A 17561-nucleotide genomic window follows, 5' to 3' on the forward strand; every position below is an offset into this window, starting at 1 on the left:
CCCACGGAAACCCACCCTAACATCCACGGCGCCGAGCGGCGTTGAACACGCCCGCTACTGCGGCACCGTGATCGACGTCGCCCCATGACCCGTGCCGTACTGGCCCGCGTGACCGCCGCCCAGCAGGTCATGCAGACCAAGCACCGCGGTGATGCGTCCCGGCGCGGCGTCCACGTCGTCGACCGTGCTGATCGCGGAGTTCAGGGCGGCGTCGGCGCGGGCCACGGCGACGGCGGCACCGCCGGTCGCCGAACCGTCGCGCCCGGCGAGCAGCGTGCCCGAGCCGTGCGGGGCCAGCGCGGCCGCGAACCGTGCCACGCTCGCCCCCTGGTTCCCGGCGTCCTGAGGCAGCGATCCGCCGGTGACGACCAGCGCGGCGTTGGCCGCGCCCATGTGATCGGTGGCCTGATACGTGATGAAGCCGGTGTCGCGCAGCGCCGCCAGCACCGTGTTGCGCTGGGTGTCTGACACTTCTGGCACCGCCGGACCTGCGGGGTTGGGGTTGGCCAGCAGCGCGATGCCCATCAGGTCACCCGCCTGCGAACCCTGGTCGACGAGCTTGGTGCTCAGCTGCTGACCGGCGGGCAGCACCGACGAGTTCACCACCGTCTGCAGCTTCTCCGCCGAGTTGGCCTCGACGAATTCCTGGGTCAGCGACACCGTCCCGGTCACCGTGCCGCCGGCCTGACCGATGAACTTCGACACCGTAGCCACGTCGTCGTCCTTGGCGTCCGGGGTGCGAAACACCACCACCGACTTGCCGGCCAGCGCGTCGTGCACGATCCGGCCGACCAGCTGGGTGTCGAAATTGTTTGCCGCGCTGAGCTTTTCGTTCAGCACGTTCTTCTGGTCGTTGAGCCCGCTGATCTGGGTGTTCAGGTCCTTCTTCTCGTCACGCAGGCTCGACAACAAGGTGTCCGACAGGAAGCCGGAGCCCAGCACGACGCCCACGGCCAGCGCCAAGAACACGGCGGCCAGCGACAACGCATGTTGGCGTAACGAGATCATCTAGGTCACCCACTTCTGCACCATCAGGCAGAAGTGGTTCCAGTAGTCGGTGACCCAGTGCAGCACCACGCCGTCGGTGCGCGACACCCACAGCGCGACGATGACGGCGATCAGCATCGTCAGCGCCAGCAGCGCGATGGCCCCCGCCGAGATGTGGTTGCGGTACAGGGTGGCCACGGCCTTGGCGTCCACCACCTTCTCCCCCACCCGCAGCCGGGTCAGGAAAGTGGACGGGTTGCTGTGGGCGCGGGTGCGGTCGAAGAACGTCTCGATGTTGGCGGTGTGGCCGGCGGTCACCAGCAGCGCGGCGCCGTGGTGGTCGGCCAGCAGCAGGGCGAGGTCGATCGCCGACCCCGCGGCCGGGAACGTCATCGCCCCGACGCCGAGATCCTGGATGCGTTCGAGCCCGGGCGCGTGCCCGTCGGCGTCGGCGGGCAGCACGACCTGGGCCCCGCACTTGAGCGCGTCGGTGCTGATCTGGTCCGGGTCGCCGACGATCACCTGCGGCCGATAACCCGCCTTGCGCAACACGTCCGCGCCGGTGCCCACACCGATCAGCGCCGGCTGATACTCCTTGATGAACGGCTTGAGCGACTTCAGGTCGTCCTCGGCGCTGGGCTCGTCGGCGACGATCACCACGTGTCGGCGGCGCAGGTCGACGTCCACGTCGGGGATGCCGATGCCGTCGATCAGCAGCGGGCTCTCGCTCTTGATGAACTCGATGGTGTTGCCGGCGAACGCCTCCAGATGGGCCGACAGGCCGCTCTTGGCCTCCCGCATCAGGTCGGCGATGTCATGGTCGGTGCGTTCGGTGCCGCGGACCAGCCGGCGATCGCCGGCGTACACGCCGCCCTCGTGCAGGCGGATCTTGGCGCCGTCCTTGACCTTCTTGAAGATGTCGGGTCCGGCCTCGTCGATCAGGGTCACCCCGTTGTTGACCAGCACCTCGGGTCCCAGGTTGGGGTAGCGGCCCGACACCGACGGGGATGCGTTGACGACCGCGGCGATATCGGCCTCCACCAGGGCGTCCGCGGTGATGCGATCCAGGTCCAAAATGTCGAGCACGACGATGTCGCCGGGGCAGACCCTGCGCAGCAATCGATCGATGTTCCGGTCGACGCGCGCGGTGCCGACGAGGCCCGGCCGGGCGGGATTACGGGAAAGCAGGCCTGACATCTTCATGGGGGCGATTCTGTCGGTGATGCCCGGACGACGCGGGGAGGCGCGCCGTAACATTAGCCCCAGAAGTTATCTAGAGTCCCATTAGTAACAGCTGGGTGCCGAACCGGTCTCGAACGTCGGCTTGATGCGGCGACACGCCGTCGATGCCCGCCACACGTCCACGCTCGCGGAGAAGGGGCGGCCGCTCGGGCCTCAGATCTCGTCCTTCTGCGCCGCCTCGAGCAGCTCGCGGGCGTGCGCGCGGCCGCTGTCGGATTCGCCCAGCCCGGCCAGCATCCGCGCCAGCTCGGCGACCCGCTCGTCGCCGCCCAGGCGCCGCACCACGCTGGTCCCCTTCGGCCCGGCCGCATGCACCACCAGGTGCACGTCGGCGTACGCCGCCACCTGCGGCAGATGCGTGACCACGATGACCTGGTGGGTGCGCGCCAACCGCGCCAGCCGGCGCCCGATCTGCACCGCCGCCCGTCCGCCCACCCCGGCGTCGACCTCGTCGAACACCATCGTGGTGCCCGCGGCCTCCTTGCGGGACGTGGCCAGCACCACCTCCAAGGCGAGCATCACCCGGGACAGCTCGCCACCGGAGGCGCTCTTGGCCAGCGGCAGCTGGTCCATGCCGCGGTGCGCCGCGAAGCCGAACTCGACCTGGTCGACGCCGTCGGCGCCGGCCCGGACGAGCTCGCCCGACGGAAGCCGCAGCGCGGCCGAGTCGTCGGAGGCCGACGCGGCATCCGTTGCGGCATCCAACGTCACGTCGATGCTGAATTGGGCGTCAGCCATCGCCAGCCCGGACAGCTCGGCGGTGACCTCCTTGGCGAGTCGCTTGGCGGCCTTGCGCCGTATGTTGCTGAGATCGACCGCGGCCCCGGCCAATTCGCGGCCGAGCTCATCGACCCGGGCCGCCAGCGCCGCCAACCCCTCCTCGGAGACGTCGAGCTGGGCCAGCCGCTGCCGCGACTCCTGTGCCCACCCGAGCACCCCGTCGACGTCCGCGGCGTACTTGCGGGTCAGGGTGCGCAGTTCGGCTTGCCGGGCCAGCTTGGATTCCAGCGCACTGGCGTCGACCGGCAGCTCCTCGAGGAACCCGCCCAGTTCGCCCGCCGCGTCGACGAGCACGGTCAGCACCTCGCCGATCTGGCCGGCCAACGCCACCAGCTTTGCGTCATCGGTGGATTCCAGTGCGGCCCTTGCCTTTCCCAGGCTGTCGGTCGCACTGAGGCCCGAGCCGTCCGTCTCCTCGGAGGACAGCGCCGCGCGGGCGGTGGCCGCGGCCTCGCGCAGGGTGTCCAGTTCGGAGAGCCGCACGATCTCGGCGACCAGGGCTTCGTCCTCACCGGGTTGCGGGTCGACGGCGTCGATCTCGTTGAGGGCGAACGTCAGCCGGTCGGCCTCCAGCGCGAGCTCGCGCATGCGGTTGCGGCGGTCGAGCAGGTCGCGCCGCGCCGACAACCAGGCGTCGCGCAGTTTGCAGTACCGCTCGAGCGCGGGCCCGGCCTTGGCGAACCGGTCCAGCGCGCCGCACTGCTCCTCGGGCCGGATGAGGCGCAGTTGGTCGTTCTGCCCGTGCAAGGTCAGCAGCCCGGCGGTGAAGTCGCCCAGTGACTTTGCGGGCACGCTGCGCCCGCCGAGGTAGGCCCGCGACGGCCCGTCACGGCTGACCGAGCGCAGCGCGATCACGCTGCCGTCCTCGTCGCGTTCCGCGCCCGACGCGTCCAGCATCTCGTCGAGCTTCGCGACCATGGCCTCGTCGAGATCGGCTGTGGCAAAACGTCCTTCGACGACCGCCCGCTCGGCCCCCGACCGGACCCGGGTGGCGTCGGCGCGGGCGCCGCCGAGCAGGTGCAACCCGGTGACCACCATGGTCTTTCCGGTCCCGGTCTCCCCCGTCAGCACGGTCAGGCCGCGGTCGAACTCGCCGACCGCCGAGCTGATCGCCCCGAGCGACTCGATACGGATTTCAGTCAGCATTCAGTCAGGATCCTGTGCTGCGCCGTCAGTTTCCGCGCCACCCGGTCACCGGCAGCCGGAACTTGCGCACCAACCGGTCCGTGAACGGGGCGCTGTCCAGCCGGGCCCACTTCACCGCCGTGTCACAACGTTTCACCTCGATCCGGCTGCCGGCGGGGATCAGCATCTCCCGGCGGCCGTCACAGAACACCAGGGCGTCGTGGCCGTCCGCCTCCACCTCGATCGCGATGGTGGCGTTCGGGCTGGTGACCATGGGGCGACCGAACAGCGCGTGAGCGTTGTTGGGTACCACCAGGATTGCCTCGAGGTCGGGCCAGAGCACCGGACCGCCCGCGGAGAACGCATAGGCGGTGGAGCCCGTCGGCGTCGACACCAGGACGCCGTCGCAGCCGAAGGCGGACACCGGCCGCCCGTCGATCTCGACCACCACCCCGAGCACGCCGAGCCGGGGACCCTTTTCCAGGCTGACTTCGTTGAGCGCCCAGCCGTGCGCGGAGACTTTCCCGCCCTGGCGCACGACCACGTCGAGCGTCAGGCGGTTCTCCACCCGGTAGTCCTGTGCGACAACGTGATCCAGCACCCGGTCGATGGCTTCGGCCTCGGCCTCGGCCAAAAAGCCGATCCGCCCGAGGTTCACGCCCAGCACCGGGATGTCGGCGTTGCGCGCCAGCTCGGCGGCCCGCAGGAACGTCCCGTCGCCGCCGAGGACCAGCACCAGTTCGCAGCCTTCGGCGGCCTGCGGGTCGGCGTTGACGACCTCGATCTCGACACCCATCGCCCGCATGTCGTCGGGGGCCAGGTGCAACGGTCCCCTGTCGACCGCCTCGGCGGACAGCACCCGGAGCCCGATTCCGTTGTCGCCCAGCGTTTTCTGTACGCGGCGGGCCGTCTCGGTGGCTTCTTCGCGGCCGGTGTGGACGACCATCAAGACGGTACGTTCGGCTGGAGTCACTGCGGCCCGCTTTCCACCGCGTGCCGCACCGCCGTCACCAGGGCGTCGCCGACGAGCGGACGATCGGCCTGGGCGCGCAGCCGAAGAAAGTATTCGACGTTGCCCGACGGCCCCGGTAGCGGGCTCGCGGTGACGTCGACGGTGTGCCAACCCAGCTCGGCGGCGCGACGCGCGACGGACGACACGGCGTCGGCGCGCAGGCCCGGGTCGTGCACCACACCGCCCGCACCGACCTGGCCCTTCCCCACCTCAAACTGTGGCTTCACCATGGGAACGATATCCGCGTTCGGTGCGGCGCATCCAGCCAGCGCCTGCAACACGGTGGCCAGCGAGATGAACGACAGGTCGGCCACCACGAGGTCGGCGGGGCCGCCGATCGTCTCGGGTGTCAGGTCGCGAACGTTGGTCCGCTCGACGACGACGACCCGCGCATCGCTGCGCAGCGACCACGCCAGCTGGCCGTATCCCACATCCACGGCGACCACTTCGGTGGCCCCGCGATCCAGCAGGACTTCGGTGAAGCCGCCCGTCGACGCGCCGGCATCCAGGCAGCGGCGGCCCGCGACGGAAATCCCGAAGGCGTCCAGGGCGCCGATGAGTTTGTGCGCCCCGCGCGAGACCCAGCCGCGTTCGCCGTCGGTGGCCACGGTCAGGGCGGCGGTGACGGCGACGGCCGTGCCGGGCTTGCGCGCGGGCATCCCGTCGATGCTGACCTTGCCGGCGTCGATCAACTCCGCGGCCTGCTGACGCGACCGGGCCAGGCCGCGCCGCACCAGCTCGGCGTCAACGCGGGCGCGTCGAGACATGCGCGCACTCAGCCCTTCTCCGCCGACTCCAGCGCGGCCAGCAGGACGTCGTGCGCCTCGGAGAGCCGGCGTGCGATCTCTTGGAGCTCGTCGAGCGAGGGCGCCTTCTCGGGGTCCTCCTGGTCGCCGGGCTGGGGCAGCCGGGCCAGCAGGGCATCGATTTCGGCGCGAATCTGATCGGGGTCGATACTCATCGCGTTCCTACGCTAGTCACCCGTCAGTCGGTGTGCACCAAAGACCAGCGCTGCAGCGCGGCGCGCGCCCGGCCGTCGGCGGCCTCGATGCGCACGGCGTCAGGGTCCGGTGTGCGCCACAGCGCGCCGGCGACCGCGCGGACGATCGACAGGCCGTCACCCTCGTCCGGGCCACTGCCCCTGACCGTGATCGCCCCGTCCGCGACGTCGACGCGCCAGTCCGGCTGCGGACCCACCGCGAGCTGCTCGGCGTCGGCGTGCAGCGAGCGCAGATCGTGGCCGATGTAGGTGGGGCGCTGGGCGGGCTTGGCGTACACCGCGTCCCGCGCGGAGTTGACCCCGGTGAGCACCATCAGGCTGGGCAATTCGGCGGCGTTGGCGCCCTCGATGTCGGTGTCGAGCCGGTCGCCGATCACCAGGGGCGCGCGGAAGTCGCCCCTGGCCGCCGCGTCGCGCAGCAGGGCGGGCGCCGGTTTGCCCGCGACCTGGGGCTCGGCGCCGGTGGCCGCCCGCAGCGCGGCCACGAACGATCCGTTGCCGGGCAGCAGCCCGCGTTCGGTGGGCAGGGTGAGGTCGACGTTGGAGGCCACCCACCGCGCGCCGGCCCGGATGGCCAGCGCCGCCTCGGCCAGCTCCGGCCACCCGATGGTCTGGGACAGGCCCTGCACGACGGCGGCCGGGTCGTCGTCGTAGCTGCGCACCGGGCGCAGCCCGACGGCGGAGATCTCGCCGGCCAGGGCCTCGGTGCCCACGATCAGGACCGGCGAGCCTTGCGGCAGTTGGTCGGCCAACAGCCGGGCCGCGCTCTGGGCGCTGGTGGCGACGTCCTCGGCGGTGGCGGTGAAGCCGAGTTCGCTCAGGTGCGCGGCGACCTCGTCGGCGCTGCGGGAGGCGTTGTTGGTGACGAAATACGCGCGGCTGCGCACCTCGGCCAGCGCCTGCACCGCGCCGTCGGTGGGCCGGCGACCGCGGAACATCGTGCCGTCCAGGTCGATCAGCAGGCAATCATATTCCTGCGCAAGGCTTTTCACGTCGTCAATTCCGTCGCGTCAGCCGAGTTCACTGACCCGGTCTTCGGCGTCGGTGACGCCGTCGACGTCGGCGGCCGCCGAACGCAGGAACCATTGCAGCGCCTCGTCGGCGCGGTCGAGCGCGAGCAGCGTGTCCGCGTAGGCGTAGAACAGCCGCGCCGCCGTGGAGCCGGTGCGGCTGGGATCCAGTTGCGGCGTGGACAACACGGTCAGCGCCTGCTCCAGCTGGCCGAGGTCCGCGCGCGCCCCGGCGGCGACGATGCGGAGCTCGTCGGCGTCGTCACCGGACAGCTCGGCGGCCTCCGGTCCGCGCGCGAGTTCGATGGCCCGCTCCGGACGGCCAAGTCCGCGTTCGCAATCGGCGATCAGCGGCAGCAACGAGGACTTGCTACCCATGCGGCGGGCGGCGCGAAACTCCGCCAGCGCCTGCGACCAGTCGCCGCAGTGGTAGGCGGCGATCCCGACCGCCTCCCGGATGGTGGCGATCCGGCTGGACCGGGCCCTTGCCGCGCGGGCGTGACGCAACGCCGCCTCCGGGTCCTCGTCGAGCAGCTCGCCCGCGGCGACGAGGTGGCGCGCCACCGCGTCGGCGGTGGCGCGGTCCAGGGTGCTCAGTTCGCGGCGAACGTCGGGCGCCAGCTGCTTGGCTTCCACGCCGGGCGGGATCGGCGGCCCGTCCTGCGGCGCGCGATCGGCCCGGGCGTCGCGGCGCGCGCCGCTCTGCGGCTGAGCCGGCCGCGCGCGACCCGGACCGGACCAGCTGCCGGATGCCGGCCGCGCCCCCCGCTCGCCGCGGTGCCTCTGCCTGTCGTCGACCACGCTGCCGAGAATACGGGCAGCCCTACACCTAGCTCGGCAGCCGGTTGCCCAGCAGCGGCGCGATCAACGCCGGGCAGTAGGTCGCGATCGCGACGATCGTGAACCGGCCGGCCGTCTCGTACGACATGCCGTTGCCCTCGGCCATCTTGGACGTCACCGCGTCGAAGGACCCGCCGGGCTCGAACAGCATCGGGCACACCGACTGGCCCATCGCCGTGGTGCCGGTCGGCTGGCTATAGGAGATCCCGGCATTCGTCAGCGCCGACAGGAACGCGTTGCTGAGCATGTCCGCGCGGATCGGCGCCGACAACGCCCCCGACAACGCCGCCGTCAGCGCCACCAAGCTGGTAATCACCCCCAGGCTCCGCAGGACGGTCAACCGCACACGCGTCGCGAAAATCACCGTGACAACAGTGGTCCCCGTGGGTCACGCCCACGACACGGTGAGGTAAAGATCTGTGCACGCACGTGTTTTGCGGAGGCCGTCTGGCGCCCGGGCGGTCTAGACCTTCTCGACCCCGGCGACGGTCCGTTTGCCGCGGCGCAGCACCAGCCATCGGCCGTGCAGGAAGTCCGACGGCTGCGGGGCCCACTCCTCGCTCTCGATGCGGACGTTGTTGACCGAGACGCCGCCTTCGCCGATGGTGCGCCGCGCGGCCTTCTTGCTCTCGGACAGGCCGCTGGCGACCAGCAGGTCGACGATGCCGTCGGGGCCACCGGGTTTGAGCTCGGCGACCGACGTCTCGCGCAGCGCCGCGGACAGCGTGGCCTCGTCCAGCCGGTCCAGCTCGCCCTGCCCGAACAGCGCCCGGCTGGCGTGCTCGACGGCCTCGGTGGCCGCCTCGCCGTGCACCAGAACCGTGAGTTCGCGCGCCAGCCGCCGCTGCGCGGCGCGTTGTTGGGGACGCTCTGCCGTGGCCGCTTCCAGCTCGGCCAGCTCGTCGGCCGACAGGAAGGTGAACCAGCGCAGGTAGCGGATGACGTCGGCGTCGGCGGTGTTGAAGAAGTACTGGTACCAGGCGTACGGGGTGGTCAGCGCCGGGTCGAGCCACAGGCTGCCGCCGCCGGTGGACTTGCCGAACTTGGTGCCGTCGGCAGCGGTCACCAGCGGCACGGTCAGGGCGTGGACCGAGGCGCCGAGCTGCTGACGGACCAGCCGGACCCCGGCGATGATGTTGCCCCACTGGTCGGAGCCGCCGATCTGCAGCGTGCAGCCGTAGCGGCGGTGCAGTTCGACGTAGTCGTTGGCCTGCAGCAGCATGTAGCTGAATTCGGTGTAGGAGATGCCGTCGCCGTCCAGGCGGCGCCGGACGGTGTCGCGGTCCAGCATGACGTTGACCGAGAAATGCTTGCCGACGTCGCGCAGGAACTCGATCGCCGACATCGGGCGCGTCCAGTCCAGGTTGTTGACGACGATGGCGCCGGTCGGTGTGTCGTCAAAGTCGACGAAGCGTCGCAGCTGTCCGCCGATCCGTTCGGTCCACTCGGCGACGGTGTCGGCCTCGTTGAGGGTGCGCTCACCGACCTCGCGGGGGTCGCCGATCATCCCGGTGGCGCCGCCGGCGAGCACGATCGGGCGGTGGCCGGCGCGCTGAAACCGGCGCAACGCCAGCAGGGGCACCAGGTGCCCGGCGTGCAGGCTCGGCGCGGTGGGGTCGAAGCCGGCGTACACCGTCATCGGCGCGCGCTGGGCTTCGGCCGCCAGCGCATCGAGGTCGGTGGACTGCGCGATCAGGCCGCGCCAGCCCAGCTCGTCGAGGATCATGGTGTACGAGTCTTCCAGAGCGCCGCCGCCGAGCGCCGACTTGTGGTGCGGTTCCGCGGGGTTCTCGCCCAACAACTCGACGTTCGGCGCGCCTTAGTCGCTGGCGCCCGGGGCCGGCGCGCGGGGGCTGCGGCGGTATGCCGAGACCTCCGGGCGCCCGGGAAGCCACAACCGCCACGGCCGGTCGGCGGCCTGGCTGACACCGACGCGTGGGCCGGACAGGGAGCTCAGCGGTTCGTGCAGCTCGAGGGTCACGGGACTGTTGCCGTCGAACAGGTCGATTCCGTTGTCGTCCATGGTGATTCCCATGGCCGCGCACAGGTTTCCCGGTCCCCGCGCCAGCGCCGCGGTGTGCACCAGCTCGCCGCGGCGGGCCCGGGCGGTGTCGGTGCCGTCCTCGATGGCGGCGGCTCGCAGCAACACCGCGGCCGCGGTGCCGTCGGGTCCGCACGAGACGTTGGCGCAGACGTGGATGCCGTGGCTGCGGTAGGTGTAGAGGCGCCCGGGCGGCCCGAACATGACGAAGTTGCGGGCGCGCAGCCCCTTGTACGAGTGCGCGGCGGCGTCCGGCCACGGACCGTCGGGCACTCCCCCGTACGCCTCGACCTCGACGACGACGGCCGTCACGCCCCGCGCGGTGAGGGTGGCGCCCAACAAGCGGCGCGCGGCCTCGACGGGGTCGACCAACAGCTGAGCCGCGGCCCTGCTTGCGCGAGATCGTCGTCCAGCCTCGACCAATTGAAGATCCTGAATCCTCGTTTCAGTAACCCAACGAACCTACCGGCGGCCCGAACATGGCAGTATCCCGGTGTCCGGGACCCGAAGGAGCCCACATGCACGCGATAGACCCTGCCGCCACGGCGTGGCTGCTGGCCAGCACCGCGCTGGTCTTGCTGATGACCCCCGGCCTGGCGATCTTCTACGGCGGCATGGTCCGCACCACCGGGGTGCTCAACATGATGATGATGAGCTTCATCTCCATCCCCCTGGTGACCGTGGCGTGGCTGCTGATCGGCTACACCCTCGCGTTCTCCGAGGACGGGGTCGGCGGGCTCGTCGGCAACCTCAGGCATTTCGGGATGCTCGGCATCACGCCCGACACCGTGCACGGGACCGTGCCCGAACTGCTGTACGCCACGTTCCAGTTGACGTTCGCGATCATCACGGCCGCGCTGGTCAGCGGCGCGATCGCCGACCGCGCCAAGTTCGCCGCCTGGATGGTGTTCGTCCCGGTGTGGACCATCGTCGTGTATTCGGTTGTGGCGCACTGGGTGTGGGGCCCCCGCGGCTGGCTGGCCCGGCTGGGCGTCCTCGACTATGCGGGCGGGCTGGTCGTCGAGATCGTCTCGGGTTCCTCCGCGCTGGCGCTGGCGCTGGTGCTCGGGCCGCGCATCGGCTTCAAGAAAGACGCCATGCGGCCACACAATCTGCCGCTGCTGTTTGTCGGGGTCGGGCTGCTGTGGTTCGGCTGGTTCGGGTTCAACGCCGGTTCCGCCCTGGCCGCCAACGGAACCGCTGCCGCCATCTTCCTCAACACCCTGGTTGCGGGGTGCCTGGGCATGCTCGGTTGGCTTGCGGTCGAACAGATTCGCGACGGCAGGCCCACGACTTTCGGTGCGGCATCCGGTGTGGTCGCCGGCCTGGTGGCCATCACCCCGTCGTGCGGGACCGTCAACACCCTCGGCGCGACGGTCGTCGGCCTCGCCGCGGGGGTCGTGTGCTCGTTCGCAGTGGGCGCGAAATTGCGCTTCAACTATGACGATTCGCTCGACGTGGTGGGCGTGCACTTCGTCGGTGGCGTCGTCGGCGTGTCCTTGATCGGGCTGCTGGCCACGGCGGTCATGACCGCCGGCCCGCGCGGCCTGTTGTACGGGGGCGGCGTCGGCCAGCTGGGCAAGCAGACGCTGGCGATCGTGGCCGTGGCGTTCTACGCGTTCACCATGTCGTTTGTGCTGGCCAAGGTGATCGATCGGGTGATGGGCTTCCGGCTCAGCACGGAAGACGAGACCACCGGTGCCGACCTCACACAGCACGCCGAAACCGCGTACGCCGAAGGTGTGCACGGACATCTGCCGCAGCGCCGCCCGCCTCTCGGGGAACGTTTCAACTAGTCGCTTTGGGCCGCGAAGGCCCGGATGCCGCGAGACTGTAACTACCGACGCATTTCGCGAGTGCGACCGTCGGTAGTTACAGCCTCGCGGCGCTGGACCCACCCCCTTGACAGCGCGGCCGCGCGCGACGAATATTCATCACATGATGAGTTCATCCCGTGATGAATTAATCTCCGGGGCCACTGCTCCGGCGGTAGAGATCGATCACCTGCGCGTGATCCGGGGCAAACGCCCGGCTCTGCACGACTTCTCCGTGCGGATCGCCACGGGCAGCATCACCGGCCTGCTCGGCCCGTCGGGCTGCGGCAAGACCACGCTGATCCGCTGCATCGTCGGCACCCAGATCGTGACCTCGGGCGGCGTCTTTGTTCTCGGCAAGCCGGCCGGCTGCGCCGAACTGCGCCGCCGCGTCGGCTACCTGCCGCAGGACCCGACGATCTACAACGACCTGCGCGTCGTCGACAACGTTCGCTACTTCGCCACGCTGTACGGGTTCGACGGCGGGGTCGCCGACGCCGCCATCGAACGGGTCGGGCTCACCGATCACCGAACAGCGTTGTGCGGCAACCTGTCCGGCGGTCAACGCACCCGGGTGTCGCTGGCGTGCGCGCTGGTCTGCCAGCCCGATCTGCTGGTGCTCGACGAACCCACGGTGGGACTCGATCCCGTGCTGCGTGCGGACCTCTGGGATCAGTTCGCCGAACTGGCCCGCGCCGGGACCACACTGCTGGTTTCCAGCCACGTCATGGACGAGGCCGACCACTGCGGGGACCTGCTGCTGATGCGCGAAGGCCGGCTGGTCGCCCACACCACCCCGACCCAACTGCGAGAGGACACCGGATGCACGTCACTGGAGGACGCGTTTCTGTCCATCATCAAGCGCAGCACCATGCGCGAAGCCGGTTAGGGCTCAAGGGATATACGGCGACCACGACGCGGATTCTGCGCCAGTTGGCCGCCGATCACCGCAGCGTCGCGATGATCCTGTTGGTGCCGATCCTGGTGATCACCCTGATGTACTTCATGTTCGAAAACGCCCCGCATCGCCCGGGCGGCCCTACCCCGTTCAACAACGCCTGCCTGATCCTGCTGGGCCTGTTCCCGCTTTTCGTGATGTTCATCATCACGGCGATCACCATGCAACGCGAACGGGCCTCCGGAACGCTGGAGCGCATCTTGACCACTCCGCTGCGCCGGCTCGACCTGCTGATCGCCTACGGCACCGCCTTCTCCACGGCCGCTGCGGCACAAGCCGTTCTGGCGTGCATCGTGTCGTTCTGGCTGCTGGGCTTCGACACGGCCGGCAGCCCGCTCTGGGTGTTCGTGATCGCGATCGTCAACGCCGTGCTGGGAGTCGGCCTGGGCCTGTTGTGTAGCGCGTTCGCCCGCACCGAGTTTCAGGCCGTGCAGTTCATCCCGTTGGTGATGGTGCCGCAGCTGTTGTTGGCCGGCATCATCGTGCCGCGGGCGCTGATGCCACACTGGCTGCAATGGATCAGCAACGTGCTGCCGGCCAGCTACGCGCTCGAGGCCCTGCAGCAGGTGGGCGCGCACCCGGAACTGACCTTCATCGCGGTGCGCGACATCATCGTGGTGTTGGGATTCGCCCTGGCGGCGCTGTGCCTGGCCGCGGCGACGCTGCGGCGGCGGACGCCCTGACGTGATGGACGCACTAGCGTGACGGCCACGAACGCCCGGCGCAGGCGGCCGGGGCGACCGGCCGGGAGCTCCGGCACCCGGGAGAAGATCCTGAACAGCGCCCGGGAACTGTTCGCGCGCAACGGAATTCGTAACACGTCGATACGAGCGGTGGCCGCGGCGGCCGGCGTGGATTCGGCCCTGGTGCATCATTACTTCGGCACCAAGGAGCAGCTGTTCGCCGCGGCCGTCCACATCCCCGTCGACCCGATGGACGTCATCGGCCCGCTGCGCGAGGTGCCCGTCGAGGAGTTGGGCTACCAGATTCCGTCGATGTTGCTGCCGCTGTGGGACTCCGAGATCGGCGCGGCGTTCATCGCGACACTGCGGTCGATCCTGGCGGGATCGGAGATCAACCTGTTTCGCGCGTTCATCCAGGACGTGATCGCCGTCGAAATCGGTAGCCGCGTGGACGATCCGCCGGGAAGCGGAACGATTCGCATCCAATTCGTGGCGTCACAACTGGTGGGTGTGGTGATGGCGCGCTACATCCTGCAACTGGAGCCGTTCGCGTCGCTGCCGCCCGAGCGGATCGCGCGAACCATCGCGCCCAACCTGCAGCGCTACCTCACTGGGGATCTGCCGGAGGGGCTTGCGCCATGAGCCGGGCGTGCTCGTCGTCGTCGACGTCGCGGGCCTCGTCGATGAGCAGCACCGGGATGCCGTCCTCGATCCGGTAAGCGCGGCGCAGCCGGGGGTTGTAAAGCACTTCGCCGCCGCCGGTTTGGGACACCAAGATCAGCGGCCCGCGGTCGGCCGGGCACACCAGGATGTTCAGCAGCGCGTCGTCGATCATGACCGCGCGCCGCTCAGCTCGGAACGCACCCCGGGAGTCAGCCGGCGGTAGTGCCCGGTCTCCGCATCGAAATACCAGACGTGGCGCCCCGCCTTCGGAATCCCGGCGGCCCGCAGCGCGCTGACGGTCGGGCGGTAGGTGGCGCTCAACGTCATCTCCGGGACCACGCAGACGATGTCGGGCCCCAGGCCGATCTGGACCTTGGCGAAGGCGTCGGTCAGGTCGGCCGCCGTGATGGAGGCGCCCGGCAACAGCGTCACCGCCGACACCGCGACTTCGTGGTCGCCCACGGGCACGTTGTAGGTCACCGCGAGGTCGACACCGTTGATGCCGCCCAGGGCGTCGGTCACGGGCTCGGCGTAGACCAGGCCGCGCCGGGTGCGCACCACCGAGCCGCGCCGGCCCGCCAGCCAGTAGTCGCCGTCGTCGTCGCGGTAGAACAGGTACTCGGTCGAGATCCAGGTGTCGCCCGCCGCGAACACCCCGCGCTTGACCGAGGCGCTCGGATCGATGGGGCCGTTGGAGGCCGCGAGCAGGACCCCGACCTGGTTGGGTTCGGCGATCTGCACGAAGCCCCGCTCGTTTTCCAGGATCAGGTCGTGTTCGGTGTCGTAGGCGCCCAATTCGATGCGCCCGGCGCCCGGCAGTGGCCGGCCCTTGCTGCCGACCTTGGCGCCGGAGACGTTGGCCAGCACCGCCTGCCCGTCGGTGGTGGCGAAGAACTCGACGACGTGGGCGGGCGCGAACGCCTCGACGACACGCTCCCACAGCCCGGTCGGCATGCCGGAGCCGATGAACAGGCGCACGGGGTGGTTGCCGTGCAGGGCGAAGGGCGGATCGGCCGGGTTGTCGAGGATCTCGCCGAGCATCGCCCAGGTGTAGGACACCACGGTGACGCCGTACTGGCGGACCTCCTGGATGAACCGGTTCCGGTCGAGGCCGCGCGACAGCGCGATGCGGGTGCCGCCGACCACCGCGCCACCCAGGCTGACCAGCAGCGCGGACTCGTGATGCAGCGGCGTCAGGCAGTAGACGGTGTCGCGGCGGTCGAGGGCGGCCGTCGAGGCCGTACCGAACGCCGACACCGCCCAGCGGTAGTTGGTGATCTGCTTGGCCACCAGTTCGCCGCCGGCCGCGCTGAACGCGATGAACGCCAGGTCCCGGGCCAGTCCCGGGTTGGGTCGATACCAGCCGGGCAGCTCGACGGCGTCCGGGTCGATCTGTTCCATGTCGATGACTTGGGGCTGCCCGTCGGAGTCTTCGGGCAGGTGCAGGTCCCGCGTCTCGCCGCCGCCGAGCACCAGCACCTGGCGCAGCAGTTGACCGTCCGATTCCAGCACCGCGTCCAGGTTGGTGGGGTCGGTCAGGATCTCGGTCACTCCCCCGAGCCGCACCGACGCGGTGAGGTCGCCGTCGGGACGCATCACCACCGCGATGGCGCCCAGGCGGGACAGCGCGGCGATGGCCACCAGCGCGCTGGGCCGCGTCTCCATCAGCACGCCGACGCGGTCGCCCTGGCGCACCCCGACCTCGATGAGGCCGCGCACGACGTTGTTGATGCGCCGGTTCACCGCCTCGTAGGTGTGCACCCGCCCGTCGAACAACAGGAATTCGCCCTGCGGGGCGTCGTGGGCCTGCTCCTCGATGATGCGGCCCAGCGAGATGCGGGTGTGGTCGTTGATCTGTCCCAGCCGGACCAGTCGTGGCAGCGTGCGGACCGTTTCGACGGCCAGGGTGCGCATGGATTTGTTGGCCGCGACGACGGTGTTGGCCGCGCCGCGCACCATGCCCAGCGCCGCCTCGGAGGCTTCCCCGATGCCGTGCGCGAGCCGGGAGCTCAGCGCCACGCCGCTGTCGGTGTGCTCGGCGGGCTGGTCGGCCATCGGCGCGATGCTGGTCGGCTTGTCGCCGCCGGCCGACAGCCACCGCACCCATTCGGCGACGGTCGGCCAGCTTTGCTGGGCCGCCTTGGACCCGACGACGAGGCCGAAGTGGCCCGTGCGGATGGTGGACTCGTAGACGTCGGCGTCCGGTGCCGCGCGCCGGATGCCGCGCACCGACGCCGGCTGGCCGATGTCGTCGACCTCGCCGACGAAGGCCAGCACCGGGCAGGTGATGTCGGTCAGGGTGACCATCTGCCCGTTGACGGCGAAACCGCCGGTCATCATCCGATTGTGGGCGATGAACTGCTTGAGCAGCTCGGAGATCGCGGGGCCGGACCACGCGATCCAGCCTTCGCGTTCGAGGAAGCGGCGCTGCTGCTCGCGCGGCAGCAGCGCCTCGCGGTCGTGCAGCTGGCGAACGAAGTCGACCCGCGCCTTGGCGGTCTTGAGCGGGTCGAGCATCTGGAAGCCCGTGCGCGCCATCCAGCTGGGGATGGCCAGCCGGCTGAAGACGTGGTCGGCCATGAAGTTGGCGGCGGGCGCGGCGAAGTTTGCCGGGATACCCATCGGCAAGGCGGCCAGGGTGTCCACCGGGGACCCGAAGGTGACGATGCTGGCCAGGCTCTTCGAACGCCGGTAGGCGGCGACCTGATAGCACCACATGCCGCCCTGCGAATAGCCGACCAGATGGATGTCGCTGCCCGTGGTGTCCCGGACCGTATCGATGGCCTGACTGAGCGCGACGATGTGATCGGCCAGCGTGCGCCGCATGCCGCCTTCGACCTTGTCGGGTTCGCCGAAGTCGATGACCCAGGGATCAAGCCCGTGGGCGTGCAGGATCCCGACCGCGCCTTCGTCGCGGGTGACGTCCCACATGTCGGCCGACATCATCATCGGATGCACCATCAGCACCGGCGGCCCGACGGGCGACTGGCCGGGCCGGCTGTCCGGCGGGAAGTACCGCCGGAGCTTGTACATCGACACGCTCTCGACGATCTGGGACGGCGACGGCGCCGTGCCCGTTTCCAAGCCCCCCAGTCGCAAGACCTCCAGCCCGTTCTGCGCGGTAGCGATCAGCCGCTCGACCGGTCGTGTGACCATCGAAAAATTGAGATCCACTGCTGCTCCCTGAGTCTTGACAGCTTGGACATCATGGCACATCTGGGCAGCTAGAAGGGCGGTGGTTGTAGCGAATCGGCGTCGGTGATCAGCCGTGCCGGGTCCGAACGCCAACCAGGGGTCGTCCGTTTTGCCGATCGCGTTGCGCTACACAACGGCGGAAGTTCTTCATCCCCGTCGGGTGGTGCCGGGCCACCCGCGCGTCGCGGGTGTGTTTGCGTTCGCGCGCACC

The 17561-nt window shown here is 70.1% G+C and carries 17 protein-coding genes; 4 read left to right on the forward strand and 13 right to left on the reverse strand.

Going from position 1 to position 17561, the window contains the following annotated elements:
• Positions 1-54 precede the first annotated feature (54 nt).
• The 11 genes from AC0KTM_RS13370 to AC0KTM_RS13420 all read right to left on the reverse strand — a co-directional run bounded on the left by AC0KTM_RS13370 (position 55) and on the right by AC0KTM_RS13420 (position 10460).
• Complete coding sequence (locus AC0KTM_RS13370) at positions 55-1008, reverse strand: copper transporter (protein WP_225328509.1); 954 nt, start codon at positions 1006-1008, stop codon at positions 55-57.
• Positions 1009-2190 carry a putative cytokinetic ring protein SteA gene (gene steA / locus AC0KTM_RS13375; RefSeq protein WP_225328508.1) on the reverse strand — a complete coding sequence of 394 codons (1182 nt, stop codon included), beginning with the start codon at positions 2188-2190 and terminating at the stop codon, positions 1009-1011.
• 192 nt (positions 2191-2382) lie between these two features.
• Positions 2383-4155 (reverse strand): DNA repair protein RecN, encoded by a 1773-nt coding sequence (gene recN, locus AC0KTM_RS13380; protein ID WP_225328507.1) that lies wholly within the window; start codon positions 4153-4155, stop codon positions 2383-2385.
• A 25-nt stretch (positions 4156-4180) separates the two neighbouring features.
• Entirely contained in the window at positions 4181-5107 is a 927-nt protein-coding gene (locus tag AC0KTM_RS13385) for an NAD kinase (protein WP_225328506.1), read from the reverse strand.
• On the reverse strand, positions 5104-5913 hold the full coding sequence (locus AC0KTM_RS13390) for a TlyA family RNA methyltransferase (RefSeq protein WP_472415788.1): 810 nt from the start codon (positions 5911-5913) through the stop codon (positions 5104-5106). The genes AC0KTM_RS13385 and AC0KTM_RS13390 overlap by 4 nt, the downstream gene beginning before the upstream one ends.
• An 8-nt stretch (positions 5914-5921) precedes the next feature.
• A complete protein-coding gene (locus AC0KTM_RS13395; protein WP_472415790.1) occupies positions 5922-6107 on the reverse strand; it encodes a hypothetical protein in 186 nt (61 codons plus the stop codon).
• Between the two features lie 23 nt (positions 6108-6130).
• A complete protein-coding gene (locus AC0KTM_RS13400) occupies positions 6131-7138 on the reverse strand; it encodes an HAD-IIA family hydrolase (protein WP_472415792.1) in 1008 nt (335 codons plus the stop codon).
• An 18-nt stretch (positions 7139-7156) separates the two neighbouring features.
• Positions 7157-7957, reverse strand: a complete 801-nt coding sequence (locus AC0KTM_RS13405) for a tetratricopeptide repeat protein (protein ID WP_225341143.1) — start codon at positions 7955-7957, stop codon at positions 7157-7159.
• A 28-nt stretch (positions 7958-7985) separates the two neighbouring features.
• Entirely contained in the window at positions 7986-8360 is a 375-nt protein-coding gene (locus tag AC0KTM_RS13410) for a DUF732 domain-containing protein (protein WP_225327545.1), read from the reverse strand.
• Between the two features lie 99 nt (positions 8361-8459).
• Entirely contained in the window at positions 8460-9722 is a 1263-nt protein-coding gene (tyrS, locus tag AC0KTM_RS13415; RefSeq protein WP_238957303.1) for a tyrosine--tRNA ligase, read from the reverse strand.
• 93 nt (positions 9723-9815) lie between these two features.
• Positions 9816-10460 (reverse strand): DNA-3-methyladenine glycosylase, encoded by a 645-nt coding sequence (locus tag AC0KTM_RS13420; RefSeq protein WP_225327544.1) that lies wholly within the window; start codon positions 10458-10460, stop codon positions 9816-9818.
• A gap of 95 nt (positions 10461-10555) precedes the next feature.
• Between AC0KTM_RS13420 and AC0KTM_RS13425 the strand changes: the two genes are divergently transcribed.
• The 4 genes from AC0KTM_RS13425 (at position 10556) to AC0KTM_RS13440 (ending at position 14134) form a co-directional block, all read left to right on the forward strand.
• A complete protein-coding gene (locus tag AC0KTM_RS13425) occupies positions 10556-11833 on the forward strand; it encodes an ammonium transporter (protein WP_225327543.1) in 1278 nt (425 codons plus the stop codon).
• A 142-nt stretch (positions 11834-11975) separates the two neighbouring features.
• Positions 11976-12740 carry an ABC transporter ATP-binding protein gene (locus tag AC0KTM_RS13430; RefSeq protein WP_225327542.1) on the forward strand — a complete coding sequence of 255 codons (765 nt, stop codon included), beginning with the start codon at positions 11976-11978 and terminating at the stop codon, positions 12738-12740.
• Positions 12674-13492 carry an ABC transporter permease gene (locus tag AC0KTM_RS13435; RefSeq protein WP_225327541.1) on the forward strand — a complete coding sequence of 273 codons (819 nt, stop codon included), beginning with the start codon at positions 12674-12676 and terminating at the stop codon, positions 13490-13492. The genes AC0KTM_RS13430 and AC0KTM_RS13435 overlap by 67 nt, the downstream gene beginning before the upstream one ends.
• Before the next feature lie 18 nt (positions 13493-13510).
• Positions 13511-14134, forward strand: coding sequence for a TetR/AcrR family transcriptional regulator (locus AC0KTM_RS13440; RefSeq protein ID WP_225327540.1), 624 nt, complete (start codon positions 13511-13513; stop codon positions 14132-14134).
• On the opposite strand, the gene AC0KTM_RS13445 is transcribed toward AC0KTM_RS13440, so the two are convergent.
• Positions 14100-14327: a Trm112 family protein gene (locus AC0KTM_RS13445; protein WP_225327539.1), complete on the reverse strand. Its 228-nt coding sequence runs from the start codon at positions 14325-14327 to the stop codon at positions 14100-14102. The two genes, AC0KTM_RS13440 and AC0KTM_RS13445, sit on opposite strands and share 35 nt — an antisense overlap.
• On the reverse strand, positions 14324-17371 hold the full coding sequence (locus AC0KTM_RS13450) for an acyl-CoA synthetase (protein WP_225327538.1): 3048 nt from the start codon (positions 17369-17371) through the stop codon (positions 14324-14326). The genes AC0KTM_RS13445 and AC0KTM_RS13450 overlap by 4 nt, the downstream gene beginning before the upstream one ends.
• Positions 17372-17561 lie beyond the last annotated feature (190 nt).

The organism is Mycobacterium sp. NTMscope_Eco_3, assembly GCF_976985685.1.

Excerpts from the sequence above, each read along its gene's own strand:
- AC0KTM_RS13370 (WP_225328509.1), bottom strand. The coding sequence starts at position 1,008 with ATGATCTCGTTACGCCAACATGCGTTGTCGCTGGCCGCCGTGTTCTTG.
- AC0KTM_RS13430 (WP_225327542.1), top strand. The coding sequence starts at position 11,976 with ATGATGAGTTCATCCCGTGATGAATTAATCTCCGGGGCCACTGCTCCG.
- AC0KTM_RS13435 (WP_225327541.1), top strand. The coding sequence starts at position 12,674 with ATGCACGTCACTGGAGGACGCGTTTCTGTCCATCATCAAGCGCAGCAC.
- AC0KTM_RS13395 (WP_472415790.1), bottom strand. The coding sequence starts at position 6,107 with ATGAGTATCGACCCCGATCAGATTCGCGCCGAAATCGATGCCCTGCTG.
- AC0KTM_RS13390 (WP_472415788.1), bottom strand. The coding sequence starts at position 5,913 with ATGTCTCGACGCGCCCGCGTTGACGCCGAGCTGGTGCGGCGCGGCCTG.
- steA (WP_225328508.1), bottom strand. The coding sequence starts at position 2,190 with ATGAAGATGTCAGGCCTGCTTTCCCGTAATCCCGCCCGGCCGGGCCTC.
- AC0KTM_RS13450 (WP_225327538.1), bottom strand. The coding sequence starts at position 17,371 with ATGTGCCATGATGTCCAAGCTGTCAAGACTCAGGGAGCAGCAGTGGAT.
- AC0KTM_RS13425 (WP_225327543.1), top strand. The coding sequence starts at position 10,556 with ATGCACGCGATAGACCCTGCCGCCACGGCGTGGCTGCTGGCCAGCACC.
- AC0KTM_RS13445 (WP_225327539.1), bottom strand. The coding sequence starts at position 14,327 with ATGATCGACGACGCGCTGCTGAACATCCTGGTGTGCCCGGCCGACCGC.
- recN (WP_225328507.1), bottom strand. The coding sequence starts at position 4,155 with ATGCTGACTGAAATCCGTATCGAGTCGCTCGGGGCGATCAGCTCGGCG.
- tyrS (WP_238957303.1), bottom strand. The coding sequence starts at position 9,722 with ATGATCCTCGACGAGCTGGGCTGGCGCGGCCTGATCGCGCAGTCCACC.